Annotated in this window: 21 protein-coding genes and 1 riboswitch; of the genes, 6 read left to right on the plus strand and 15 right to left on the minus strand. The window is 38.5% G+C overall.

Annotated features, from left to right (window positions below; translation table 11 throughout):
• Positions 1–2 precede the first annotated feature (2 nt).
• The 10 genes from pyrF to dsbC form a co-directional block, all read right to left on the minus strand.
• On the minus strand, positions 3–698 hold the full coding sequence (pyrF, locus tag PNEUHYL_RS06995; protein WP_059366526.1) for an orotidine-5'-phosphate decarboxylase: 696 nt from the start codon (positions 696–698) through the stop codon (positions 3–5).
• A 12-nt stretch (positions 699–710) separates the two neighbouring features.
• Complete coding sequence (lapB, locus tag PNEUHYL_RS07000; protein ID WP_059366528.1) at positions 711–1,901, minus strand: lipopolysaccharide assembly protein LapB; 1,191 nt, start codon at positions 1,899–1,901, stop codon at positions 711–713.
• Positions 1,901–2,200, minus strand: a complete 300-nt coding sequence (locus tag PNEUHYL_RS07005) for a LapA family protein (RefSeq protein ID WP_059366530.1) — start codon at positions 2,198–2,200, stop codon at positions 1,901–1,903. Before PNEUHYL_RS07005 ends, lapB begins: the two co-directional genes overlap by 1 nt.
• Positions 2,201–2,285: 85 nt before the next feature.
• A complete protein-coding gene (locus tag PNEUHYL_RS07010; protein ID WP_059366533.1) occupies positions 2,286–2,570 on the minus strand; it encodes an integration host factor subunit beta in 285 nt (94 codons plus the stop codon).
• A 136-nt stretch (positions 2,571–2,706) separates the two neighbouring features.
• Entirely contained in the window at positions 2,707–4,356 is a 1,650-nt protein-coding gene (gene rpsA, locus PNEUHYL_RS07015) for a 30S ribosomal protein S1 (RefSeq protein ID WP_059366535.1), read from the minus strand.
• 95 nt (positions 4,357–4,451) lie between these two features.
• Positions 4,452–5,123, minus strand: coding sequence for a (d)CMP kinase (cmk, locus tag PNEUHYL_RS07020; RefSeq protein WP_059366536.1), 672 nt, complete (start codon positions 5,121–5,123; stop codon positions 4,452–4,454).
• 8 nt (positions 5,124–5,131) lie between these two features.
• The gene (locus PNEUHYL_RS07025) at positions 5,132–5,821 is read right to left on the minus strand and encodes a 5'-methylthioadenosine/adenosylhomocysteine nucleosidase (protein ID WP_059366538.1); all 690 of its coding nucleotides are present in this window, start codon (positions 5,819–5,821) and stop codon (positions 5,132–5,134) included.
• On the minus strand, positions 5,818–6,525 hold the full coding sequence (locus PNEUHYL_RS07030; RefSeq protein ID WP_059366540.1) for a thiol:disulfide interchange protein DsbA/DsbL: 708 nt from the start codon (positions 6,523–6,525) through the stop codon (positions 5,818–5,820). The genes PNEUHYL_RS07025 and PNEUHYL_RS07030 overlap by 4 nt, the downstream gene beginning before the upstream one ends.
• Positions 6,518–8,245, minus strand: coding sequence for a single-stranded-DNA-specific exonuclease RecJ (gene recJ / locus PNEUHYL_RS07035; RefSeq protein ID WP_059366542.1), 1,728 nt, complete (start codon positions 8,243–8,245; stop codon positions 6,518–6,520). The genes PNEUHYL_RS07030 and recJ overlap by 8 nt, the downstream gene beginning before the upstream one ends.
• 87 nt (positions 8,246–8,332) lie before the next feature.
• The gene (dsbC, locus tag PNEUHYL_RS07040) at positions 8,333–9,019 is read right to left on the minus strand and encodes a bifunctional protein-disulfide isomerase/oxidoreductase DsbC (protein ID WP_059366544.1); all 687 of its coding nucleotides are present in this window, start codon (positions 9,017–9,019) and stop codon (positions 8,333–8,335) included.
• Between the two features lie 132 nt (positions 9,020–9,151).
• Here dsbC and prfB point away from each other — a divergent pair.
• Together prfB and PNEUHYL_RS07050 are read left to right on the plus strand one after the other, a co-directional pair.
• A protein-coding gene (prfB, locus tag PNEUHYL_RS07045; RefSeq protein ID WP_110890447.1) for a peptide chain release factor 2 occupies positions 9,152–10,250 on the plus strand; the annotation gives its coding sequence in 2 pieces (ribosomal slippage) (positions 9,152–9,226 and positions 9,228–10,250; 1,098 coding nt in all).
• 42 nt (positions 10,251–10,292) lie between these two features.
• Positions 10,293–11,186, plus strand: coding sequence for a LysR family transcriptional regulator ArgP (locus tag PNEUHYL_RS07050; protein ID WP_059366548.1), 894 nt, complete (start codon positions 10,293–10,295; stop codon positions 11,184–11,186).
• A 110-nt stretch (positions 11,187–11,296) separates the two neighbouring features.
• Here PNEUHYL_RS07050 and PNEUHYL_RS07055 read toward each other — a convergent pair whose 3' ends face one another.
• Both PNEUHYL_RS07055 and cadB read right to left on the minus strand, forming a co-directional pair.
• Entirely contained in the window at positions 11,297–13,435 is a 2,139-nt protein-coding gene (locus PNEUHYL_RS07055) for a lysine decarboxylase LdcC (protein WP_059366550.1), read from the minus strand.
• A 1-nt stretch (position 13,436) separates the two neighbouring features.
• Complete coding sequence (gene cadB, locus PNEUHYL_RS07060; protein ID WP_059366552.1) at positions 13,437–14,759, minus strand: cadaverine/lysine antiporter; 1,323 nt, start codon at positions 14,757–14,759, stop codon at positions 13,437–13,439.
• Positions 14,760–15,070: 311 nt separating this feature from the next.
• On the opposite strand from cadB, the gene lysS reads away from it, so the two are divergent.
• Positions 15,071–16,579, plus strand: coding sequence for a lysine--tRNA ligase (gene lysS / locus PNEUHYL_RS07065; RefSeq protein WP_059366554.1), 1,509 nt, complete (start codon positions 15,071–15,073; stop codon positions 16,577–16,579).
• Positions 16,580–16,785: 206 nt separating this feature from the next.
• On the opposite strand, the gene ilvN is transcribed toward lysS, so the two are convergent.
• The 3 genes from ilvN to PNEUHYL_RS07080 all read right to left on the minus strand — a co-directional run bounded on the left by ilvN (position 16,786) and on the right by PNEUHYL_RS07080 (position 20,793).
• Positions 16,786–17,277 carry an acetolactate synthase small subunit gene (gene ilvN, locus PNEUHYL_RS07070; protein ID WP_059366557.1) on the minus strand — a complete coding sequence of 164 codons (492 nt, stop codon included), beginning with the start codon at positions 17,275–17,277 and terminating at the stop codon, positions 16,786–16,788.
• Positions 17,277–19,001 carry an acetolactate synthase 3 large subunit gene (locus tag PNEUHYL_RS07075; protein ID WP_059366558.1) on the minus strand — a complete coding sequence of 575 codons (1,725 nt, stop codon included), beginning with the start codon at positions 18,999–19,001 and terminating at the stop codon, positions 17,277–17,279. The genes ilvN and PNEUHYL_RS07075 overlap by 1 nt, the downstream gene beginning before the upstream one ends.
• A gap of 271 nt (positions 19,002–19,272) precedes the next feature.
• Positions 19,273–20,793, minus strand: coding sequence for a Na+/H+ antiporter NhaC family protein (locus PNEUHYL_RS07080; protein WP_059366560.1), 1,521 nt, complete (start codon positions 20,791–20,793; stop codon positions 19,273–19,275).
• A gap of 60 nt (positions 20,794–20,853) precedes the next feature.
• Positions 20,854–21,024: riboswitch (Lysine riboswitch) on the minus strand.
• A 231-nt stretch (positions 21,025–21,255) separates the two neighbouring features.
• Here PNEUHYL_RS07080 and PNEUHYL_RS07085 point away from each other — a divergent pair.
• From PNEUHYL_RS07085 to aroA, 3 genes are all read left to right on the plus strand, one after another.
• A complete protein-coding gene (locus tag PNEUHYL_RS07085; protein WP_059366562.1) occupies positions 21,256–21,660 on the plus strand; it encodes an H-NS family histone-like protein in 405 nt (134 codons plus the stop codon).
• 76 nt (positions 21,661–21,736) lie between these two features.
• A complete protein-coding gene (gene purU / locus PNEUHYL_RS07090; protein ID WP_059366564.1) occupies positions 21,737–22,573 on the plus strand; it encodes a formyltetrahydrofolate deformylase in 837 nt (278 codons plus the stop codon).
• Positions 22,573–23,871: a 3-phosphoshikimate 1-carboxyvinyltransferase gene (aroA, locus tag PNEUHYL_RS07095; RefSeq protein WP_059366566.1), complete on the plus strand. Its 1,299-nt coding sequence runs from the start codon at positions 22,573–22,575 to the stop codon at positions 23,869–23,871. The genes purU and aroA overlap by 1 nt, the downstream gene beginning before the upstream one ends.
• The last annotated feature ends 30 nt before the right edge of the window (positions 23,872–23,901 follow it).

The following is a 23,901-nucleotide window of genomic DNA, read 5'->3' on the forward strand; positions in this document are numbered from 1 at the left end:
AATTATGGTGCAATAGAAGCGTTAATAGAATGAAGCACTTCCGCCGGATTTTCAGCTTGTGTAATCGGGCGACCAATCACTAAATAATCAGAACCGGATTTAATTGCCGCGGCCGGCGTCATTACACGACGTTGATCGCCAAAATCAGCACCAATCGGACGAATTCCGGGGGTAATTAATTTGAAATCGGCACCACAGCTATTACGTAAAATTTCCACTTCTTGCGGTGAGCAAACTACGCCGTCTAATCCTGCACGCTGCGTTAAATGTGCAAGGCGTAATACCTGTTCCATCGGTGAAGCATTAATACCAATTTGAAGTAAATCCAAATCTTCCATACTGGTTAAAACAGTTACGGCAATCAAAAGTGGCGCATCTTTACCATAAGGCTCAAGAATTTTTTTCGCTTCTTCCATCATTTTTAAACCGCCACTAGCGTGAACATCCACCATCCATACGCCTAAATCGGCGGCAGAACGCACTGCTCTAGCCACAGTATTCGGAATATCGTGGAATTTTAAATCAAGGAAAACGTCAAAATTACGTTGATGTAGTTGTTTTACAAAATTCGTTCCCAACGTGGTAAACATTTCTTTGCCGACTTTTAAACGGCATAAACTTGGATCAATTTGATCAACTAACGCAAGCGCTTCTGCTTCTGTTTCGTAATCAAGTGCAACAATAACTTTGCTAGTCATAAATTTTCCTCTTTAATGATGTTCTTGTGCGGATAATGGTTTAATCGTTTCCCAATGACGGCAAGACGGGCAATTCCAAAGTAGTTTATGAAGTTGATAACCACAATTTGAGCAGCGATAAACTGCGCTCTGTTTGATACGTTCCCCTACCATTTTGTGAAGCAAAACCAGGCTTTCTTTTCCTCGGCCTTCTTCTGCATCATCAATTTGATATTGGATAAAACGATGGAAAATAAGTGTGCTTGGATTTTTCGTTAATCGTTGGTAAAGATTAGTTTGTGCCGACGATTTTCCATCTTTTTCTTCAATTAATTTTGCAAGTGCTAAATCAACCTCATCATTCTTAGTTACTTGCCCTGCCCGGATTAAAAATAATTCAAAATTATCAAGCTGATTTAATTCTTTATGACAATATTCTAAAGTGGGTAAAACTTCTCCAATATAATCAGCGTTTTGATAAAGTACATTTTCTAATGTCTTAATTGCTTGTTGATAAGCTCTTTCTTCAATATCTAAATCTGCTAACAATATTGAAGCTCTAACACAGCTTGAAGAAATTTGTAGCGCTTTTTGTAAAATTCGACGTTTTTCGACCGCACTTTCAGTACTCAAACTTTGAGTATATTCACAATAACATTGAGCTAATTCAACATTATTAGCTTTAGGATGAATTTTTGCTAATTTTTCGGCAATATTCACCGCTTTTTTCCACTCTTTTGTTTTTTGATAAATTAACAAAAGTTGTTGTAATGCGTTTTCAGCAAATTCCGGTTCATCGACCAATAAAATATAAAGATTTTCTGCACGATCAAGAAAACCGATAGTCATAAAATCACGTGCCAGCTGTTGTTTAGCAAGAAGTTTTTGCTCAAAAGAATAATTAGGACTACGATCAAGAGCCTGATGAATACGTAACGCCCGATCAACTTCTCCTCGAGAACGGAATAAGTTACCAAGAGTTAATTCGGCTTCAAATTGTGAACGACTTTCTATATCATTTTCAGCCTCTTGCTTTTGTAATATATCCAAAAACAAATCTACTGCTTTATCAGTTTGATTAGAAAGCAAAAAATTGACTCCCGTAACATAATCACGGGAGAGTTTATTACTAATACCTTCCTGATCTTTCTTAGCACTACGCTGCCCCATATACCAACCATAAGCAGCAGCGATAGGCAAAAGCAGAAAGAGCAACTCAAGCATTATTCTGCCTTAGCCTTATCACGAATGCTTGTTAATTCATTAATTTGTAAAGTTTGACGTTTAATTTGACGGCTAAGAGACATATTTTTTAGTTTCAATTTTAAGTAGAAGAAACCAGTAATAAGCCATCCTAAAATTAATCCTAAACCAAACAAAATAGCAACAAGTGTTGAAAGTTGAAACTGACTTTCTGCAAAAATATAATTGAACGTAATTATTTGATCATTATTCGCACCAATTGTAACTGCTACAAGCACGATGGCTAAAGTAATTATAAATCCTAAAATGTATTTAATCATACAAGATCCTTTAGAAAACGTTTTCTTTATTATGCCAAAGTTTCTAATGAAAAACGACACCTAAGTGTCGCTATTTCATCTATTTCTAAGAGAATATATCTACACGTTCTCTCAGTTCTTTACCCGCCTTAAAATGAGGTACACATTTAGCATCTAATTTCACAGAATCGCCTGTCTTCGGGTTTCTACCGAGGCGGGGCTGACGATAATGAAGAGAAAAACTTCCAAATCCCCGAATTTCTATGCGGTTCGCTTCTTCCAACGATTGTGCAATAAGTTCTAAAATATCTTTTACAATAGCTTCAATTTCTTTTACAGGTAAAGAAGGATGTTTAGCAGATAAATTTTCAATAAGTTCTGATTTGGTCATCATATTTCTCCTTTATTTCTAATTTAGTATGCTTATGACAACAAGTTTTATTGATAATTCATTTACCATATGAATTATCAATAAAACTTGAAGAAAAAGAAGGCTGGGACAAACCCAGCCTGACAGAATAAATTAATTATTCACCTTTAGCTGCTTTAAACGCTTCAGCCATTGCATTCGGAATAGCAACTTCTTCTTGTTTGTTATTCACGCTTGCAACTGCCGCAGCTTCTTCAGCTTGAGCTTTTGCTTTTACAGATAAATGAACAATACGGGCTTTACGATCTATACCGGTGTATTTCGCTTCAACGACATCACCTGCCACCACTTCATCAGTAAGATCTGCCGCACGAATATAACCTTCAGCTCCGCCTACTAACTCTACTTTAGCGCCTTTTGCATCAGCTTCAACCACAGTTGCAGAAACTACCGCACCCTTCTTATTGATTGCGATGAAGTTATTAAACGGATCTTCTTCAAGTTGTTTGATACCTAAAGAAATACGCTCTTTAACTGCATCTACTGCTAATACTACTGCAGAAACTTCGTCACCTTTTTTGTAGTTACGAACCGCTTCTTCACCTGATACATTCCAAGAAATATCAGATAAATGAACTAAACCATCGATTCCACCTTCAAGACCGATAAAGATACCGAAATCAGTGATAGATTTAATTTTACCGGTTACTTTGTCGCCCTTATTGTGAGTTTCAGCAAATTGAGTCCACGGGTTAGGTTTACATTGTTTTAAGCCTAAAGAAATACGACGACGTTCTTCGTCAATTTCTAATACCATGACTTCAACAACATCGCCTAAGCTAACCACTTTAGACGGATGAATGTTTTTGTTAGTCCAATCCATTTCAGAAACGTGAACTAAGCCTTCAACACCATCTAAGATCTCAACAAAACAGCCATAGTCAGTTAGGTTAGTTACTTTACCGGTTAATTTGCTGTTTACCGGATGATTTTCAGCGATAGCAACCCATGGATCTTGACCTAATTGTTTTAAGCCTAAAGACACACGAGTACGATCCTTATCAAACTTCAATACTTTAACGGTTACTTCATCACCGACATTCACGATTTCGCTTGGATGTTTAACACGTTTCCAAGCCATATCTGTGATATGAAGTAAACCGTCAACACCGCCTAAATCAACGAATGCACCGTAATCAGTTAAGTTTTTAACAATACCTTTAACTTCCGAACCTTCAACAAGGTTTTCTAACACTTGTTCACGTTCTTGGCTATTTTCTGACTCAATCACTGCGCGACGAGAAACCACAACGTTATTACGTTTTTGATCTAATTTGATCACTTTGAATTCTAATTCTTTACCTAATAAGTGATCCGCATCACGAGCAGGGCGAGTATCAACTAAAGAACCAGGTAAGAATGCACGAACACCGTTTAGCTCAACTGTGAAACCGCCTTTTACTTTACCGTTGATTAAACCGATAACAGTCGCTTTTTCTTCATAAGCTTTTTCTAATTCAATCCAAGATTCGTGACGAACCGCTTTCTCACGAGAAAGCTTAGTTTCACCGAAACCATCTTCAACTGCATCTAATGCAACATTCACCGTATCGCCGACTTGAACTTCAAGTTCACCTTGTGCATTTAGGAACTCAGCAACGGGAATTGCAGATTCGGATTTTAAACCGGCATCAACAAGGACGAAACCTTTTTGAATAGCTACTACAGTACCGCTAACGATTGAACCTTGACGGGTTTCAAGGCCTTTTAATGATTCTTCAAAGAGTTGAGCAAAAGATTCTGACATATAAATAATCTTCTTTAAAAGTTAATAACATCCACATTTTATCCATAAGATGTGGGGTTGAGAATAAACGTCTATTCATCCTTGAATAAACAAAGTTAAGTATTTTTACGTTGTTGAATATAAGCCATCGCTTGAGCAATCACGTCATCAATACTCAATGTTGTACTATCAAGTAACAACGCATCTTCAGCCGGCTTAAGCGGAGCGACCTCACGATTTCTATCACGAAAATCCCGTTCCTTTATCTCGGCCAAAATCTGTGCAAAGTTACCACTAATTCCCTTGCTTTGCAACTGTTTGTAGCGCCTTTTTGCACGTTCTTCGGCACTTGCATCTAAAAAGAGTTTTATCTGAGCATTGGGAAATACCACGGTTCCCATATCACGTCCGTCAGCAATGAGGTTATTATTTTTGGCAAAATCCCGTTGAAGTTGCAGTAGTGCCGCTCTAACTTGTGGAAAAACAGCGATTTTTGATGCGGCATCCGCTGTTTCTTGAGTGCGAATTAAACGGCTTACATTCTCTCCGTTTAATAAAATCTTCACTTCCCCATCTTGCGGAACAAATTGAATATCCAAATTACCTGCCAATTCCGCCAACGCAAATTCATCGGATAAATCGACCGCACTTTTTAGCGCAGCCAATGCTGTAACACGATAAATCGCCCCACTATCTAACAAGGCATAACCTAATTTTTCCGCTAACGCATAGCACAATGTGCCTTTTCCCGCCCCACTTGGGCCATCAACGGTAATAATTATTCCCATAAGAAATCCTATAATTTGTCTAACATACCTAAAACCAATGCTGAAGATTGCTTCGCCGCAAGCGGTAAAAATTCCTCAAAAGACAGACTCGCTTCCCCATCACCACTATCAGAAATCGCACGTACGACCACAAAGGGCACATTAAATGCATAGCACACTTGAGCAATTGCCGTTGCCTCCATCTCGACCGCTGTCACATGAGGGAAATCCGATTTGATTTCCGCAATTTTATCTTCGCTATGAATAAAGCTATCACCGGAACAAATTAACCCACGTTTTACCGATTGCCCCTGTGCTTCAGCCGTTTTTTGTGCAAGATCCGCTAATTTCTCATCAGACAAAAATGCAGCAGGGTTAGCCGGAAGTTGACCTTTTTCATAGCCGAATGCCGTAACATCCACATCGTGATAACGGGTTTCATCGGAAATGACAATATCACCGACTTTTAATCCTTTCGCTACGCCACCGGCTGATCCCGTATTGATCACAATATCTGGTTTTGTCAGTTGTAGTAAGGCGGTAGTTCCGATTGCAGCGGCGACTTTACCGATCCCTGATTGCAACAAAGCAACGGATTTTCCATTAATTTTTCCCTCAAAAATGACCGCACTTGCTACTCTTGTTTCGATCTTATCCGTCATTAAGCCTTTCAGTATTTCGACTTCTTGCGCCATTGCACCAACAATACCTATTTTCATTTTTCTCTCTCCTTTTCCAATTTATTCACTAAATAATCTAATACAGCCACACTGTAATCATCGTTATAAAGCGTGCTTGCCGTGAGTACATATTTCCCACCAATCACCACATAAGGATAGGTAAAAACACCATATTCTTCCGTTAATTCAATGGAATCTTTTACTTTTTCCTTTATCTCCGAAGAATGTTCGGTTTTTGCAAAGATTTGTTTATCAAGTCCCTGCTTCTCTGCCCATTTTAGCATTTTTGCCGGTGATGCCAGTTCGACATAACGTGATTTTTCTGCCGTTTCAAATAATAATACATCCGATAATTCCCCTGCTTTTAATGCTTTCAATGTGTAGAACACCTTTGCACTAAATTGATTTTCGATGGTTGCCACCGGATATTGTTCCAACACAATTTTGTCAGGGCGCATTTGGCTATAGAATTCCAAAATATCTTGCGCGGACGAACACACTCGACAATCATAATCAAAAAAGAATTGAATACGGATTTTCTTATCTGCACGCAAAGGATGAACCACCGGTTCTTTATAGGAAAAATAATCACGCCCGTCTTCAAATCCTAATGTATTTGCAGACGGCAAGTGCGGTTGATTTTGTACAGAAAAATCTTTTGGATTCGTTTCTGCGAAAGCAAATTGCGTTGCAATACCAAATAACGCAAGATTGCCCCATCGCCACTTTCTTACTTTACTCATCTATGGGTTCAATATGCTCGACTAATAATTGGATGTTACGATTACCACGAAATTCATTTATATCCAGTTTATAGGCTAAACGGGCCCGTTTAATGGATAAATCGGGATACAGTCGGGTATCAACATTAAAGGCAATGGCATCTAAAAGTGGGCCGCCCTGTTTCGGTTCAACCAACATTTTTAAGTGATTTTGCCCTTGCCCAATTGCACGTTGATCCAAAATTTTAAATTCACCGTCAAAGCAAGGCTCGGCAAATGCCTGCCCCCAAGGGCCACCATTTTTTAACAATTCCGCCATTTCAAGGGTGAATTCATTCGTTCCTAATTCGCCATCTGTCCAAATTATGCCTTGTAAATGCGTTTCATCCAACCAATCTAGCACTGTTTGATTAAAAATTTGTTGAAATTGGCTAAAACATTCTTCACGAATACTTAAACCGGCCGCCATTGCATGTCCACCAAATTTTAAGATCATATCGGGATATTGAGAATGAATTCGTTCTAATAGATCACGGATATGTACCCCTTCAATAGAGCGGGCAGAACCTCTCAATACTCCTTTTTCATCTTGCGCAAAAGCAATAACCGGACGATGATACTGATCTTTAATGCGAGACGAAACGATGCCTAACACACCTTGATGCCAATCCGCTTGATAAAGCACGATACCTGTTGGCAAGGCATTAAAAAGTGCGGTGAGATTTCGGCAAATTTCCAGTGCCTCAAGTTTCATTCCCGCTTCAATTTCTTTGCGTGTTTGATTAAGTTGATCAAGTTCCAAAGCAAGTTCACGCGCAGTTTGCATATCTTCCGCAAGTAATAATTCCACGCCAATAGACATATTATCCAATCGCCCCGCCGCATTTAGACGAGGGCCAATAGAAAAGCCAAGATCGCTTGCTGAAAACTGCTCAACATTACGATTCGCTACTTCCGCTAAAGCAATAATCCCCAGTCGACAATATTTAGCCCGAATACGCATTAAACCTTGATAAGCTAAAATACGATTATTCTGATCAAGCGGCACGACATCAGCAATCGTACCAAGCGCTACGAGGTCTAACAGTTCTGTAAAATTAGGTTGGTTTTCCGCCGTAAAAATACCCAACTCACGAAATTTCGCCCGTAGCGCCAGCATCAAATAAAATGCGACCCCTACGCCAGCCAAGGATTTTGAAGGAAAATCACATTGATTTAAGTTAGGGTTCACAATAGCATCAGCCGGTGGCAGTCTATCTGGAGGCAGATGATGATCTGTCACTAAAACCCGAATTCCTTTTTCTTTCAAAAAAGTAATTCCGTCAAAAGAAGATACACCATTATCCACTGTCATGAGTAATTGCACGCCTTTTTCAATCGCCATCTCAGCTACGGGAATACTCAATCCATAGCTTTGTTCAAAGCGATTTGGCACCAAATAATCAATATTCGTAAAACCAAGCTGACGAAGTGCTAATATCGCTAATGCCGTACTTGTTGCCCCGTCAGCATCAAAATCCCCCACAATGACAATTTTTTGTTGGGTTTGATAAGCCGACACCAACAATGCAACCGCCTGAGTAATGCCATAAAGCTGATTCGGATTTAACATAGATTTTAAAGTGCGGTCTAATTCTTGCCTGTTTTTAATATGACGGGCACGATAAAGGCGATCCAATAAAGGATGTTCGGAAACAGAACCTCCGATTGGGATTTCACGGCGTTTAATGAGTTTATTCACTGGGGATTAATTCATAAGTAAAGAGCTGTTAAACCAACAGCTCTTTTATAAAATACAACGTTGTTTTTATTCAACAAAAATCAATTATTACTTGCTTTCTTTCAGCGCAGCCAATAAATCTGACGGTTTTAAATATCCGCCGATTATCTCACCGCTTGAAGTAATAACTCTCGGTGTGCCGCTTACACCGAATTGAATACCTAACTTATAGTGTTTTTTCACAATATTAGGTATTTTAACTTCTTTCGGCAATCTACCACTTTCAGCTTCGTTTAAAGCAAAAGCAGGATCTTTGGCAGTCCAAATAGCTTCCATTTGTTTTGCAGTTTCACTTCTCATGCCACCACGAGGGAAAGCTAAATAACGCACGGTAATACCAAGATCATTATATTCTTTTAATTGTTGATGTAATAAATGACAGTAGTGGCAAGTAATATCCATAAAGACAGTAACAACGTATTTTTCATTTTTTGCCGGATAAACAATCATTTCATTTTTATAAGAATTGAGTTTATCCACCAATAACTTACCGCTCACATCCACAGGACCTTTGTTTGTTAATTCGTACAGTTTCCCCTGAAAAGCATATTTACCGTCTTCCGTTACATAAATAATTCCTTCATCGGTTACGGCTGTTTTAACACCGCGAACAGGCGAATTTTTGATGTCAATATTTTTCGCGTCAAGTGCTTGTAATTGGCTTTTGATTGCTGAATCATCAGCCATTGCACTTGCTGCCGTAACACATAAAAGTGCGGTTAACATTTTCTTCATTTTTCATTCCTAAATTTGCTAAATTAAGCGAATCTGGGATTATAGATAAATTACCAATTTCTGCAACCCTAGCTACCCAAAAATAAGAAAATAGCATATAATCCACCAGTTTAGAGTTAAAGCAAATTTATTATGTTTGAAATAAACCCCGTGAAAAATAAAATCGCCGATCTTTCCGACCGCACTTCCGTGCTTCGGGGGTATCTTTGACTTCGATACTAAAGTCGAACGTTTAGAAGAGGTCAATGCTGAATTAGAACAGCCTGAAGTATGGAACGACCCGGATAAAGCCCAAGCCTTAGGAAAAGAGCGAGTAGCGCTTGAACAGGTGGTGAATACCATCAATAATTTAGAACAAGGCTTGGAAGATGTGGACGGATTACTTGAGCTTGCAATAGAAGCTGAGGATGAAGAAACCTTCAAAGAAGCCATCGCAGAATTAGAAACGCTTGAAATACAACTAGCTCAATTAGAATTTCGTCGTATGTTCAGTGGAGAACATGACGCCTCTGATTGTTATGTCGATTTACAAGCCGGCTCAGGAGGTACAGAAGCGCAAGATTGGACGGAAATGTTATTGCGCATGTATTTACGTTGGGCGGAAAGCAAAGGTTTTAAAACGGAATTGATGGAAGTTTCCGATGGTGATGTCGCAGGTTTAAAATCTGCCACCATCAAAATCAGCGGTGAATATGCCTTTGGTTGGCTACGTACTGAAACCGGCATTCACCGTTTAGTACGAAAAAGCCCTTTTGACTCCAATAACCGCCGTCATACCTCTTTTAGCGCCGTGTTTGTTTATCCTGAAGTCAATGATGATATTGATATTGAAATTAATCTAGCAGATTTACGGATTGATGTTTATCGTGCTTCCGGTGCCGGAGGTCAGCATGTCAATAAAACCGAAAGTGCGGTGCGAATTACCCATATTCCGAGCGGTATTGTCGTGCAATGTCAAAATGATCGTTCCCAACACAAAAATAAAGATCAGGCAATGAAGCAATTAAAAGCAAAATTGTATGAACTGGAGCTACAAAAGAAAAATGCAGATAAACAAGCTATGGAAGACAATAAATCGGACATTGGTTGGGGCAGTCAAATTCGTTCTTATGTGTTGGACGATTCACGCATAAAAGATCTACGTACCGGTATCGAAAATCGTAACACGCAAGCCGTACTTGACGGCGATTTGGATCGCTTTATTGAAGCCAGTTTGAAGGCGGGTTTATAATTAGATCAATAGTAAAAAACTAGGCAAATAGATGAGAAATAAATGAGAAATATTGATTATAAGTCTTTGAAGTTACTTGATCTTATCATTAAAGAGCAGGGATTTGAAAAAGCCTCAAATAAATTAGGCATTACTCAGTCCGCTGTGTCACAGCGGATTAAGCAACTAGAAAATGAATTTGGTGAATTATTAGTCACTCGTACAGCGTCTCCAAAGCCAACCGCTCTTGGGCAAAAGTTATTAAAATTACTTAACCATGTCCGTTTAATTGAGCACGATATTTTTGATAATGGTGGCATAGACATCGAAATAATCCCAATTTCCATTAATGCAGATTCCCTTGCCACCTGGTTTTTACCCGCTGTTAATGAAATACTTACGGATCCATCTTTACGTCTTGATATTAATGTAAAAGATGAAACTTATACGTTAAATAGCCTATTATCAGGCAATGTTGTCGGAGCAGTAAGCACTCATTCAAAACCGATCATTAACGGCAAATGTGATTATATTGGTTCTTTAGACTACGTTTTTGTATCTTCACCAAAATTTGCAGACAGATTCTTCCCTCATGGCGTTAATCAAGAGAGCCTACTAAAAGCACCTGTTCTGGCATTTTCTACTGAATTTGATCAACACAATTTATTCCTGCAAGAATATTATGGTATGAGTCCCGGCAATTTAATTAGCCATATAATTCCTTCCTCTGAAGCCTATATACCACTCATTCTACAGGACGTGGCCTGCACTATGATTTCTCGCCAACAAATTGAAAAAGAACTTGCAGCTGGCACAATTGTAAATTTAGAACCCCAATTAGTACAGCACAAAAAACTGTATTGGCATCGTTACAATTTAGAATCGGAATCTATCCAACGTTTAACTAGATGTATAATTGAAAACGGTCAAAAATTATTGCAATATAAATGCTCTTAAAATAAACCGCACTTTTGAAATATTTATCGATAAAAATACCCCACCAAAGTGGGGTATTCGTTCGGAGTGATTTATTACCTATACAAATAAAGTGACAACCATGAATATGATTATTCAACGATAATTTTCACCTTATACCGCCCATCGTCTTGTTTATATGCACCGTGAATATCAGTGGCAAACCCAGGATAATGAGTACCTATTTCACATAGCATTAGTAAGAATTCCAAAATCGGGCGACTTTCTTCGGTGATCATTTCACCCGGCATAACCAGTGGTACTCCCGGAGGATAAGGCAAGATCATATTAGCATTAATTTTTCCAATCATATCTTCAATATAACAATCTTGCACAGAACCGCTCAATTCTAGCTGGAAAGCTTTATTTGGAGTCATTACCATCTTCGGTAAAATATCAAAGGCTTTGTACATTAGTTCCGGTAAATTATGTTTACAAATCAATTGATGAATCCCATGGGCTAGGGTTTGAATCCCCATTTTTTCATAAAACTCCGGCGACTCCGCATACACTTCAGGTAGAATATCCTTCACAAGTACATTTTGATCATAGAGAGCTTTAAACTCATTTAATCCTTGTACCAAACTTACTGCTTTAGTGTCATCAACACCGATACTGATGAGTACTAATAAATTATAAGGTCCTGTTTTTTCAATAATGATACCTTTACTATCAAGGAATTTGGACACTAATACGGCGGGAATACCTGTTTCTTGTAATTGCCCTTCTTTGCTCAAACCAGGGGTTAATAGCGTGACTTTGATTGGGTCTAAATACATATGTTCACTATCAATATGTTTGAAACCATGCCAAGATTGATTTGGCTCAAGCTCCCAACATTCGATGCAATCAATATTCTCAGGCTGCCAAACATTAAAATACCAATCATCACTAGCTAAATACGACTGACGAATAAGTTTTCTTAATTTAACCGCTCTTTCAATAGAATCTTGGATCAAGCGTTTTCCCATATTGTCATTCATCATTGCCGCAGCAACCTCAGTAGATGCCACAATCCCATAATTTGGTGAGGTAGAGGTATGCATCATATAAGCTTCATTAAAAACATCTTCGTCAATCTTACCTTTAATATGAATCATGGAAGCTTGTGAAAATGCAGCTAGCAGTTTATGAGTAGATTGGGTTTCATAAATCACTTTATTCGGTAGTTGAACACCTCCCATTCCCGTTTTACCTCGGTAAATTGGGCTGAAATTGGTATATGGGACCCAAGCAGAATCAAAATGAATGGACTTTACATTTAAATTTTTTTTGATTTTATCGGTGTTGTAAAACAAACCATCATAGGTAGAATTAGTGATTACTGCATGTACCGGCCAACTGGCGTTTTGTGTCGTAGCAATTTTTTGTTTGATAATATCATCGGTAAATTCACTTTGAGGAATTCCCCCCAACAAACCATAAGCATTACGGGTAGGTTTGAAATAAATAGGTACAATATCACTCATCATCAATAAATGAGTAAGCGATTTATGGCAATTGCGGTCAATCAACACTGTTTTGCCGGCTGGTACAGAATACATTCCTACTACTTTATTGGCGGTAGATGTGCCGTTGGTGATGATATAACTGCGATCTGCATTAAAGGTTTTGGCAATATATTTCTCTGCTTCAGCATGAGGTCCAGAATGATCCAATAATGAACCTAGTTCTCCTACCGAAATAGAAATATCAGATTTCAAGGTATTTTCACCGAAGAAATCATAGAAAATCGTGCCTATTGGTGATTTTTGAAATGCGGTGCCGCCCATATGTCCTGGTGTACAGAAGGTATATTTTCCCTCATCAACATATTTAAACAGGGCTTTAGTTAAGGGAGGAGTAATTTTGTCTAAGTAATTTGTTACCGCTTTTTCAATTTTGTACAAAATATCCTGCTCCGAATAAAGATTACTCTCAATGTATTGCACGTTATTTTCTAAACTTTCAAAATCCAACTCCTCATCATTTTCCGAGTCTTTTAACAAGAAAATAGGTAAGTTTTCATTAATCATATTCATTTTCTTCACTAGTTCTTGGCTAAAAAAATCATCGTTGAAGAAATCCATATTAAGTAGCACAGCCACAATTCGGGTATTATTCTTAATCAAATTTAATAACTCCGATCTCAAACATACTTCAAGCACTTGATAGTTCTGCCGCTGTAAATAATGTGTTAGAGATTTGGTATAATACGTCGTTTTATTGTAACCCATAACGATAGTTTTCATATTAAACTCCTTTACTTACTGTATTGACTGATTTGTTACCAAGCTTTTTGGCATAGAAGGCAAAAATGGTGAGGGAAACCAATACTGTGGCTGTAATTTGATATTTCTCTGCTCCCGCTAAGGCGATAAAACAAAATAAAATCGCTAATACGGAAGCAACAAGACTGATAGTGCTTTTGGTAGTCATCCCCTCAAAGCGGAGCAAGTTAATTGCCGAATAGAAATAAGGGAACATAGTGAGCATTACTGCAATGCTAGTTAATTGAGTGAATAAATCTGCTGCATTCGATCCACTAGCACTGACAATAGTGATGAGAACCATTAAAATAGTCATCATTGTTGACGCAATGATTAAGCCTTTTCTTGGAACATTATTGTTATCTGTTTGTGCAAAAACAGTCGGAAAATTACCATCTTTGGCTGCTCGCAAGCCAGCCTGTCCGACTAACATCATCCAAGACCCCAAAGAAGTTAAACAAGCAATAGCAGTAAAAGCAGATACAAAAGGTTTTACCCAATCCCCCACCATTTTTGCCGAACTGATAGCAAAAGGCGCACCAGATTGTGCAATTTCTCCATTTGGAAACATGCCTGAAATTGCCTGTGATGCGGAAATGTAAATAAGACCTGCAACAGTCGTTCCTAGTAAGGTAGCCAGTGGTACGGTACGTTGTGGATTTTTCACTAATCCGCTACTTACGGCAGCGGATTCCACACCAACAAATGCCCACAAGCAGAGCAACACAGAATTGATAATAGATTTGGACGAATCAATCGTTGGATCACCAAGCCAGTTAGCTTGGTAAATATTTATATCAAACCAAGCCCAGCCAAAAATTGCTGTGCCAACTACAGGAATCAAAACAAGGATTAGCCCGATAGATGTTAATTTACTTACCCAAGCTCCACCTAATAAATTTACAAAAGTGAATAACCAGACTACAGCGATAACTGCAATTGCCGCTGGAATTGGCTGATTAAGAATGGGAAAAAAGACTGAAGAATAAGCAATCGCCGTAATAGCGATGGCAAGATTGCCAATCCAATTAGCGTGATAATACATAATTGAGGTTTGATAACCCAACAGCGGGGAAATTTCGCCTGCATAGGCAACAGGTCCTCCCTCTTGTGGGTTTTTCGTACTCAGCCTCGCAAATACATAGGCAAGTGCTAATGCACCAATGGTAGCAATAATCCAGCCAATAATAGAAATCGATCCTATCTTGGCAAGCCCTGCCGGAAGTAAAGCGATTCCGCTTCCCATCATGTTACCTGCAACCACCGCAATACAGGTAAAAAGCCCTATTTTTTTAGATGATGTCATTCATCTCCTCCTTACAATTTCATGAGTATCGTTTTTGTCAGCCAATACAACGAAATCAGATTGGCTAATCAAATATTATATTGATTAGATAAACTTAACATTGATCATGATCATAATTTTTACTGATAATTTAATATTAAAAATTAATTTAACTTATAATAAAGTAGTAGGGAGCTTAATTAGACTGAAGAGAAAAATGATTAACATTTAACTGGAACTAAACTGAATTATAAGAAGATGAAAGAAGTGATTGTTTTGTTCACTTGATAAATCAGATATAATCAACCCAACAATTGTACAGGAGATTCAATATGTCAGAACCACAAACCCCAGAAATTGATCTTCAAGGCGAAATGCTCGTTCGCCGTGAAAAATTAGCTGCGTTACGCGCTAAAGGTAACGCGTTCCCGAACCAATTCCGCCGCGATTCGCTTGCACAAGATTTGCATAATCAATACGAATCAGAAGAAGGCGAAGCATTAAAAGAAAAAAATGTTGAAGTGACTGTTGCCGGCCGTATTATGACCCGTCGTGCAATGGGTAAAGCAACCTTTATCACATTACAGGATATGAGCGGTAAAATTCAGCTTTATGTAGCTCGCGATAACCTACCGGAAGGAGTGTATAAAGATGATGTCGGTCAATGGGATTTGGGAGATATTGTCGGAATTAAAGGAACATTATTTAAAACCAAAACTGGCGAGCTTACGGTTAAAGCAAGTGAAGTTCAACTATTAACTAAAGCACTTCGCCCATTGCCGGATAAATTCCACGGCTTAACAGACCAAGAAATGCGTTATCGCCAACGTTATTTAGACTTAATTTCTAATGAAGAATCCCGCCGTACTTTTATCATTAGATCAAAAGTCGTCGCAGGCATTCGTGAATATTTCATTTCAAAAGGTTTCATGGAAGTAGAAACGCCAATGTTGCAAGCGATTCCGGGAGGAGCATCCGCCCGTCCGTTCGTGACACATCATAATGCTCTTGATGTGGATATGTATTTGCGTATTGCGCCGGAACTTTATTTAAAACGTTTGGTAGTCGGCGGTTTTGAACGGGTATTCGAATTAAATCGTAACTTCCGCAATGAAGGGGTTTCCGTTCGCCATAATCCGGAATTTACTATGCTTGAATACTATCAAGCCTATGCGGATTACCATGACTTAATGGATAACACCGAAGAATTATTACGTAAACTCGCTATTGATATCCTTGGCACAACTATCGTGAAATACGGTGAATACGAATTTGACTTTGGCAAACCATTTGAGCGTATTACATTACATGACGCAACCATCAAATATGGTGCAGAGAAAGGCATTGTAAAAGAAGATTTATACGATTTCGACCGAGCCAAAGCTACCGCTGAACGTTTAGGCATTGAGGTGCAAAAATCTTGGGGATTAGGCAGTATTGTCAATGCAATTTTTGAGGAAGTGGCGGAACACCATTTAATTCAACCGACTTTCTTAATGGCACATCCCGCAGAAATTTCACCGCTTGCCCGTCGTAATGATGAAAATCCGGAAGTCACCGACCGCTTTGAATTATTTATCGGCGGACGTGAAATCGGCAATGGTTTTTCAGAATTAAACGATGCAGAAGACCAGAATGAACGCTTTGATGCTCAAGTTGCAGCAAAAGAAGCAGGGGATGATGAAGCCATGTTTAAAGACGAAGACTTTGTTGTTGCATTAGAACATGGTTTACCGCCAACCGCAGGAGAAGGATTAGGAATCGACCGTCTAGCCATGCTTTATGCAAATGCGCCGTCTATTCGCGATGTAATCCTCTTCCCGGCAATGCGACAAAGATAAACGAATTAATCTACACTTAAAAAGGAAGCCGTTTGGCTTCCTTTTTCGTATCAACCATCTAAAAACACCTTTATTTGGCTGTATTTTTCATTTAAAACATCCACTTTACTACCGAATAAGCAGCTTAAAGGTACTCAATGCAACAAAATATAAAAAAATCTACTCTCATTATGAGTATAGATTTTTTCATCAATCAAAAGGATAAATTAAAGAATATTTTTCTCACCGCGGGAAAGACTGATCAACCCTGAACGAACAATTTCAAGTAGTGTTGTTTCTTCCTTCACTGCCGCCACAAAAGCATCTAATTTATCTTTTGTACCGGTTAATTGAACCGTATAAGATTTAGGCGTAACATCCACGATCTGACCACGGAAAATATCGGTAAGACGTTTAATTTCATCACGTGATGCCCCCGTTGCACGGATTTTTACCAGTAGAACTTCACGTTCAACATGTTCATGCTCACTTAAATTGATCACTTTAAATACATCAACCAACTTATGTAGTTGCTTTTCAATTTGCTCCAGCACTTGTTCATCACCCACCGCTTCAATGGTCATCCGTGATAACGTAGGATCATCCGTTGGTGCAACGGTAAGACTTTCAATATTGAATGCACGTTGAGAGAATAAACCCACTACTCGTGATAGCGCACCGGACTCATTTTCTAATAAAACAGACAAAATTCTACGCATTATTCATTCTCCCCTTTTGTTTTACCTAAAATCATTTCATTCATTGCTCCACCACGCACTTGCATAGGATAAACGTGTTCACTTTCATCGACATTGATATCGACAAATACCAGTTTATTTTTAAGTTTGAATGCTTCTTCTAATTTACTCTTCAACTCATCCGGTGTCGTAATTTTAATCCCCACATGTCCGTAAGACTCTGCCAATTTCACAAAATCCGGTAAGGAATTCATATAAGTTTGCGAATGACGCCCCGAATAAATCAAATCTTGCCATTGTTTCACCATACCTAAGAAATGATTATTCAAACAAATAATGACAATAGGAATACCATATTGGGTTGCAGTAGAAAGTTCCTGAATATTCATTTGGATACTGCCGTCACCGGTAACACAAACAACCTTGGCGTTAGGTTGGGCAAGTTTTGCTCCTAACGCGGCAGGTAAACCAAACCCCATTGTGCCTAACCCGCCCGAGTTAATCCAGTGACGAGGCTTATTGAACGGGTAATGTAACGCTGCAAACATTTGATGCTGTCCTACATCTGAAGCGACATAAGCCTCTCCGTTGGTAATCCGATAAACAGCTTCCATCACTTGTTGAGGTTTAATCACACCCGAAGTGCGGTCGAAATCCAAGCAGTTTTTTGCTTTCCATTCATTAATCTGTTTCCACCAATTCTCAAGATGATTTTGCGGGTGGTTTCCCCCTTCTTCTCCCAATAAACTTAAAAACTCCGTCAGCACATTCTTCGCACTGCCTACAATCGGAATCGCCACTTTCACATTTTTAGAAATCGAGGCCGGATCGATGTCAATTTGAATCACTTTTGCATACGGGCAATATTTATCGAGGTTATTTGTCGTGCGATCGTCAAAACGTACGCCAATTCCTAAGATCAAATCACTTTCATGCATGGCATTATTAGCTTCATAGGTTCCATGCATCCCCAACATGCCTAAAAATTGCTTATCGCTTCCCGAATAAACACCTAACCCCATTAAAGAAGAGGTAACCGGTAAATTCAAGCGCTGTGCCAATTGGGTTAATTCCTCGCTACATTCGGCGGCAACCGCCCCGCCACCCACGAATAAAATGGGTTTCTTTGCCACTAATAAGGCTTTTAATGCTTTTTTAATCTGTCCTTTATGCCCGTTTACCGTTGGATTGTAAGAACGCATTTCAACAGATTTTGGATATTCATAAGGGAATTTATGATTTGGATTTACCGTATCTTTCGGAATATCAACAACAACAGGGCCGGGACGACCGGTTGATGCAATATAAAATGCTTTTTTGATTATTTCAGGAATATCTTCCGCTTTTTTTACAATAAAACTGTGTTTTACGACAGGGCGAGAAATCCCAACCATATCACATTCTTGGAAAGCATCACTACCAATTAAATGGCTCATTACTTGTCCTGAAATCACAACCATTGGTATAGAATCAGCATAAGCCGTGGCGATACCGGTTATGGCATTGGTCGCACCGGGACCTGACGTGACTAATACGCAGCCCACTTTACCTGTTGCACGTGCATAACCATCCGCCATATGAACCGCGGCTTGTTCATGACGTACAAGAATGTGTTCAATTCCGCCAAGGGTATGAATCGCATCATAAATATCAAGTACTGCTCCCCCCGGATAGCCAAACAAATACTCTACCCCTTCATCACGTAGTGATTGCACTACCATTTCAGCACCGGATAATTTTTTCATAATTCACTCCTAAAATTGACCGCTCTTTAATTGATTATTAACTGATATTTTCTGGATTTGTATTCATCATACTGGCAAAAAAATCTTTGTCTAGATACCCTACCAACATAGGAACCCAAAAATAACAAAATAAAAAACTAAAAAATACTAAAAATAAAACATAAAATAAAATAAATTTAGTTAAAATATAAAAAAATGCGACTTTATGTCGCATTTTATAAAAATAGTAAAATTTTATTTTTTATTTGCTTTTTTGAGCCGGATCACATTTTTAACGTTTTTTCACGATAAAAACGAGTATAACGAGGGATACTGCCGTTGTAATAAACCCGGCCACTCCGGATTCTGTAAAACCAACCGTGATATAACCGATACAACTTGCCATCGCAACCGTTAAAGCATAAGGTAATTGGGTTGTGACGTGATCCATATGATTACATTTTGCTCCGGTAGAAGAAAGAATCGTTGTATCTGAAACCGGCGAGCAGTGATCACCACATACAGCTCCAGCCATTACAGCAGAAAGACAAGGCAACATTAATTCCGGTGCTGCATTCATTGCCATTGAGGCTGCAATCGGTAACATAATACCAAAGGTTCCCCAACTTGTACCTGTAGAAAATGCCATTGCCGAAGCAAGAATGAATAAGAGAACAGGTAAAAATTGAACGGGTATATTATCAGAAACCAAAGAAGACAAATATTTGCCCGTTTGCACATCACCGACAATTTTATTGATTGTCCAAGCAAAAAATAAAATTGCAATTGCCCCTAACATAGATTTAATACCTAGTTTCCATGCACGAGCATACTCAAAAAAACTGATCTGACCATCCAAGATAATCAAAATCGTTGAGATAACGACCGCACTTGAGCCTCCAATAACAAGAGAGACACCCACATTAGTATTTTCAAAAGCGCCTAATATGGAAAACCGCACACCGGATTTGGCAAGCGTATCGGCACCACTATAGATCATCATTGAAACGGTTATGACGATCAAAATCACTATCGGCAGGATCAGACTCCGCACACGACCTTTCGTTCCCAAATCTTCTTCCAACTCATGATTTTCACGCGCCATTGCTGCTTTTTCATGACGAGCCATGGAAGCGATATCAAATGAAAAATAAGCAACAAAAAATACCATAAGTAAAGCAAAGATCGCATAGTAATTCATTGCACTCATTGCCACAAATGCCCCAATTGGCGTGTATTCAGTAATGGAATAGGTGGTTAATAAACCTGCCACTAAGGTAATAATATAAGCTCCCCAACTTGAAACCGGCGTCATTACACACATCGGTGCAGCAGTAGAATCAAGGATATAAGCTAATTTTGCACGAGAGACCTTGAAACGATCGGTAACAGGACGGGCAATAGCCCCTACAGCAAGGCTATGAAAATAATCATCAATAAAGGTAACAAAAACCAAAGAAGCGGCTAATAATTTTGCTCCACGGCGATCCTTAATCCGCTTTTGAGCCCATTCCACAAATGCACGGTTACTACCGGATACCGTTAAAAGTGCGGTTAAAATACCAAGCAAAAGTAAAAAAAGAACAATATTCATATTTGAATTAATTGCGCCATCATTGTACACCAAGGAAATAATGTTATCTTTCAGATAAATAAGGGTAGGTAAAATTGAGGCATGATTGAGCATCAACGCACCAACTAAAATCCCTGCGCTCAGGGAAATTAATACACGACGTGTTGCAATCGCTAGTATAATCGCCAGCAATGCGGGAAAAATAGACCAAATTGAAGAAGAATAATCGATAAGTTCCATTAAGTTACACCTAAAATTAATGGAGACAACGGTAAGAAAACGGGATAATAATGACCCCCACCTAACCGTAGCGCTCCATAGCTATTCACTATGACAGTAACGTTCCTTTCAGATACGCCACCAACCAGTTAAAACGACTTTTAACTGATTTCGGCAACTACTCCTTTCCTTTTTCGTCATCGCTATCCACTCGGAAAAAATACTTATAGTAATCGCACCTCTACTTTGTAAGGAGTCGGAAGATTACAGGAAAACAGAAGAAAAATCTAATAAATTCTATAAATCACTTTAATTTGTCAAGATCCATAATGAGATAATAACCATAATAAATATTTAAAAATAACGTTCATCACATCATTTAGCTTAATTTTATTTAAATTTAAGATTTACCTTATGAATTAATTTCGTTATCATGAGCAACTAAGGTTTATATTTTTACACATCATAAAATAGAGGTTTATTATGGCTGATTTAATCAAAATATTTACTAACCGTCACAGCATTCGTGCAGTAGTACGTGATTTAACATTAGAACAAGCTGAAAATACATTAAAAAAACTTGAAGAAGCGATTGCTGAAAAACGTGTACAAATGGAAGAAATTCAACAAGCAGAAATTGAACGTAAGGCACGTATCGCAAAATATAAAGAATTAATTAAGCAGGAAGGAATTACTGCTGAAGAATTGCAAGCCATTATCGGTACTTTCTCGTCGAATTCCCGTAAAAAACGTAAACCGCTCCCTGCGAAATATAAATACACGACTGAAAATGGGGAACAAAAAACGTGGACCGGTCAAGGGCGTACTCCAAGCGTAATTCAAAAGGCATTGGATGCCGGTAAGTCTTTATCAGACTTTGAAATTTAATTATTTCCTCTCTCTAAAGAACCCATATATCTTATGGGTTCTCTTTTATCTATAATAAAAGCATTGTATTAAGACTATGATCGAAAAGAAAATACTTCTTACCGATTGTCCTGATGATAAAGGGTTGATCGCTAAGATTACCAATATTTGTTATAAGCACCAATTAAATATTTTACATAATAATGAATTTGTTGATTTTGAAACAAAACATTTCTTTATGCGTACGGAACTTGAAGGGATTTTTAATGAGACAACATTACTTGAAGATCTCAAATATAGTTTACCGAAAGGAACAAATTGTCGATTAATTAGCTCAAAACGCAAACGTATTGTCATTTTAGTCACAAAAGAAGCACATTGTCTTGGTGATATTTTAATGAAAAATTATTACGGCGCGCTGGATGTAGAAATCGTCGCAGTTATTGGCAACCATGATAATTTACGGGAGTTGGTCGAACGTTTTAATATTCCATTTCATTACATTAGCCATGAAGGTTTAACCCGTGTTGAACATGATAAATTACTTGCGACAAAAATTGACGAGTATGCCCCTGATTATATTGTATTAGCCAAATATATGCGTGTTCTCAATCCTGAGTTCGTAGAGCGCTATCCAAACAGAGTAATTAATATTCATCACTCTTTCTTGCCTGCATTTATTGGCGCAAAACCCTATCATCAAGCCTACGAACGCGGCGTAAAAATTATTGGTGCTACCGCACATTTCATCAATAATGAGTTGGATCAAGGCCCAATCATTATGCAAAATGTAATTAATGTAGATCATACTTATAGCGCAGATGCGATGATGCATGCCGGTCGGGATGTAGAAAAAACAGTTCTCAGCCGTGCACTCGATCTAGCACTGCACGATAGAATTTTCGTTTATAAAAACAAAACAGTGGTGTTGTAATGGAATCAATTACTCTCATGCCAATTAAAGCGGTTGAAGGCACAATTAACCTTCCCGGCTCAAAAAGTTTATCTAACCGAGCTCTGCTTCTAGCTGCATTAGCTAAAGGCACAACAAAAGTGACTAATTTGCTCGATAGTGATGACATTCGTCATATGTTGAATGCGCTCAAAGCACTCGGAGTCAATTACCAACTTTCTGAGGATAAAACGTCCTGCGAAATTAAAGGTTTGGATGGTGCGTTTAATATTCAAGGTGGGATTTCTCTTTTTCTTGGTAATGCCGGTACAGCAATGCGCCCGTTAAGTGCAGCACTTTGTTTGAAAGGCGAAACAGAGGGTGAAGTGATTCTTACCGGAGAACCCCGAATGAAAGAACGTCCTATTCGACATTTAGTTGATGCGCTTCGCCAAGCAGGTGCAGACATACATTATTTGGAAAACGAGGGTTATCCTCCTCTTGCTATTCGAAATCGTGGTATCAAAGGTGGAAAAATAAAAATTGACGGTTCAATTTCATCTCAATTTCTGACCGCACTTTTAATGGCAGCACCCCTTGCAGAGAATGATACGGAAATCGAACTAATTGGAGAGTTAGTTTCCAAGCCTTATATTGACATCACGCTGGCAATGATGAAGGATTTCGGTGTAGATGTAAAAAACCACGACTACAAAACTTTCCGTATTCAAGGTAACCAATCTTATCTTTCACCCGGTACATATTTAGTAGAAGGTGATGCCTCTTCCGCCTCTTACTTTTTAGCGGCCGCAGCGATCAAAGGCAAAGTAAAAATCACAGGTATTGGAAAAAATTCCATACAAGGCGACCGTTTATTTGCTGAAATGTTAAAAAAAATGGGCGCTAAAGTAACTTGGGGAGCGGATTTTATTCAGGTGGAAAAATCCAAACTTCACGGAATTGATATGGATATGAACCATATCCCTGATGCCGCAATGACTATAGCAACAACCGCACTTTTTGCTGAAGGTGAAACAACTATTCGCAATATTTATAACTGGCGTGTGAAGGAAACCGATCGTCTCAGCGCAATGGCAACTGAATTAAGAAAAATCGGAGCAGAAGTTGAAGAAGGAGAAGATTTTATTCACATTCAACCGCTTCCATTAAACAAATTTCAACATGCAAATATTGAGACCTATAATGATCATCGTATGGCAATGTGTTTTGCTCTTGTTGCTCTGTCAGATACCGCCGTCACTATTCTTGATCCTCAATGTACGGCAAAAACTTTTCCAACATTCTTTGAAGAATTTGAAAAAATTTGTATAAGGGATTAAATAAATACGGGAAATATTAGACTGTGTTTA

This window comes from Rodentibacter caecimuris, from assembly GCF_001019715.1.
Classification (GTDB): Bacteria; Pseudomonadota; Gammaproteobacteria; order Enterobacterales; family Pasteurellaceae; genus Rodentibacter; species Rodentibacter caecimuris.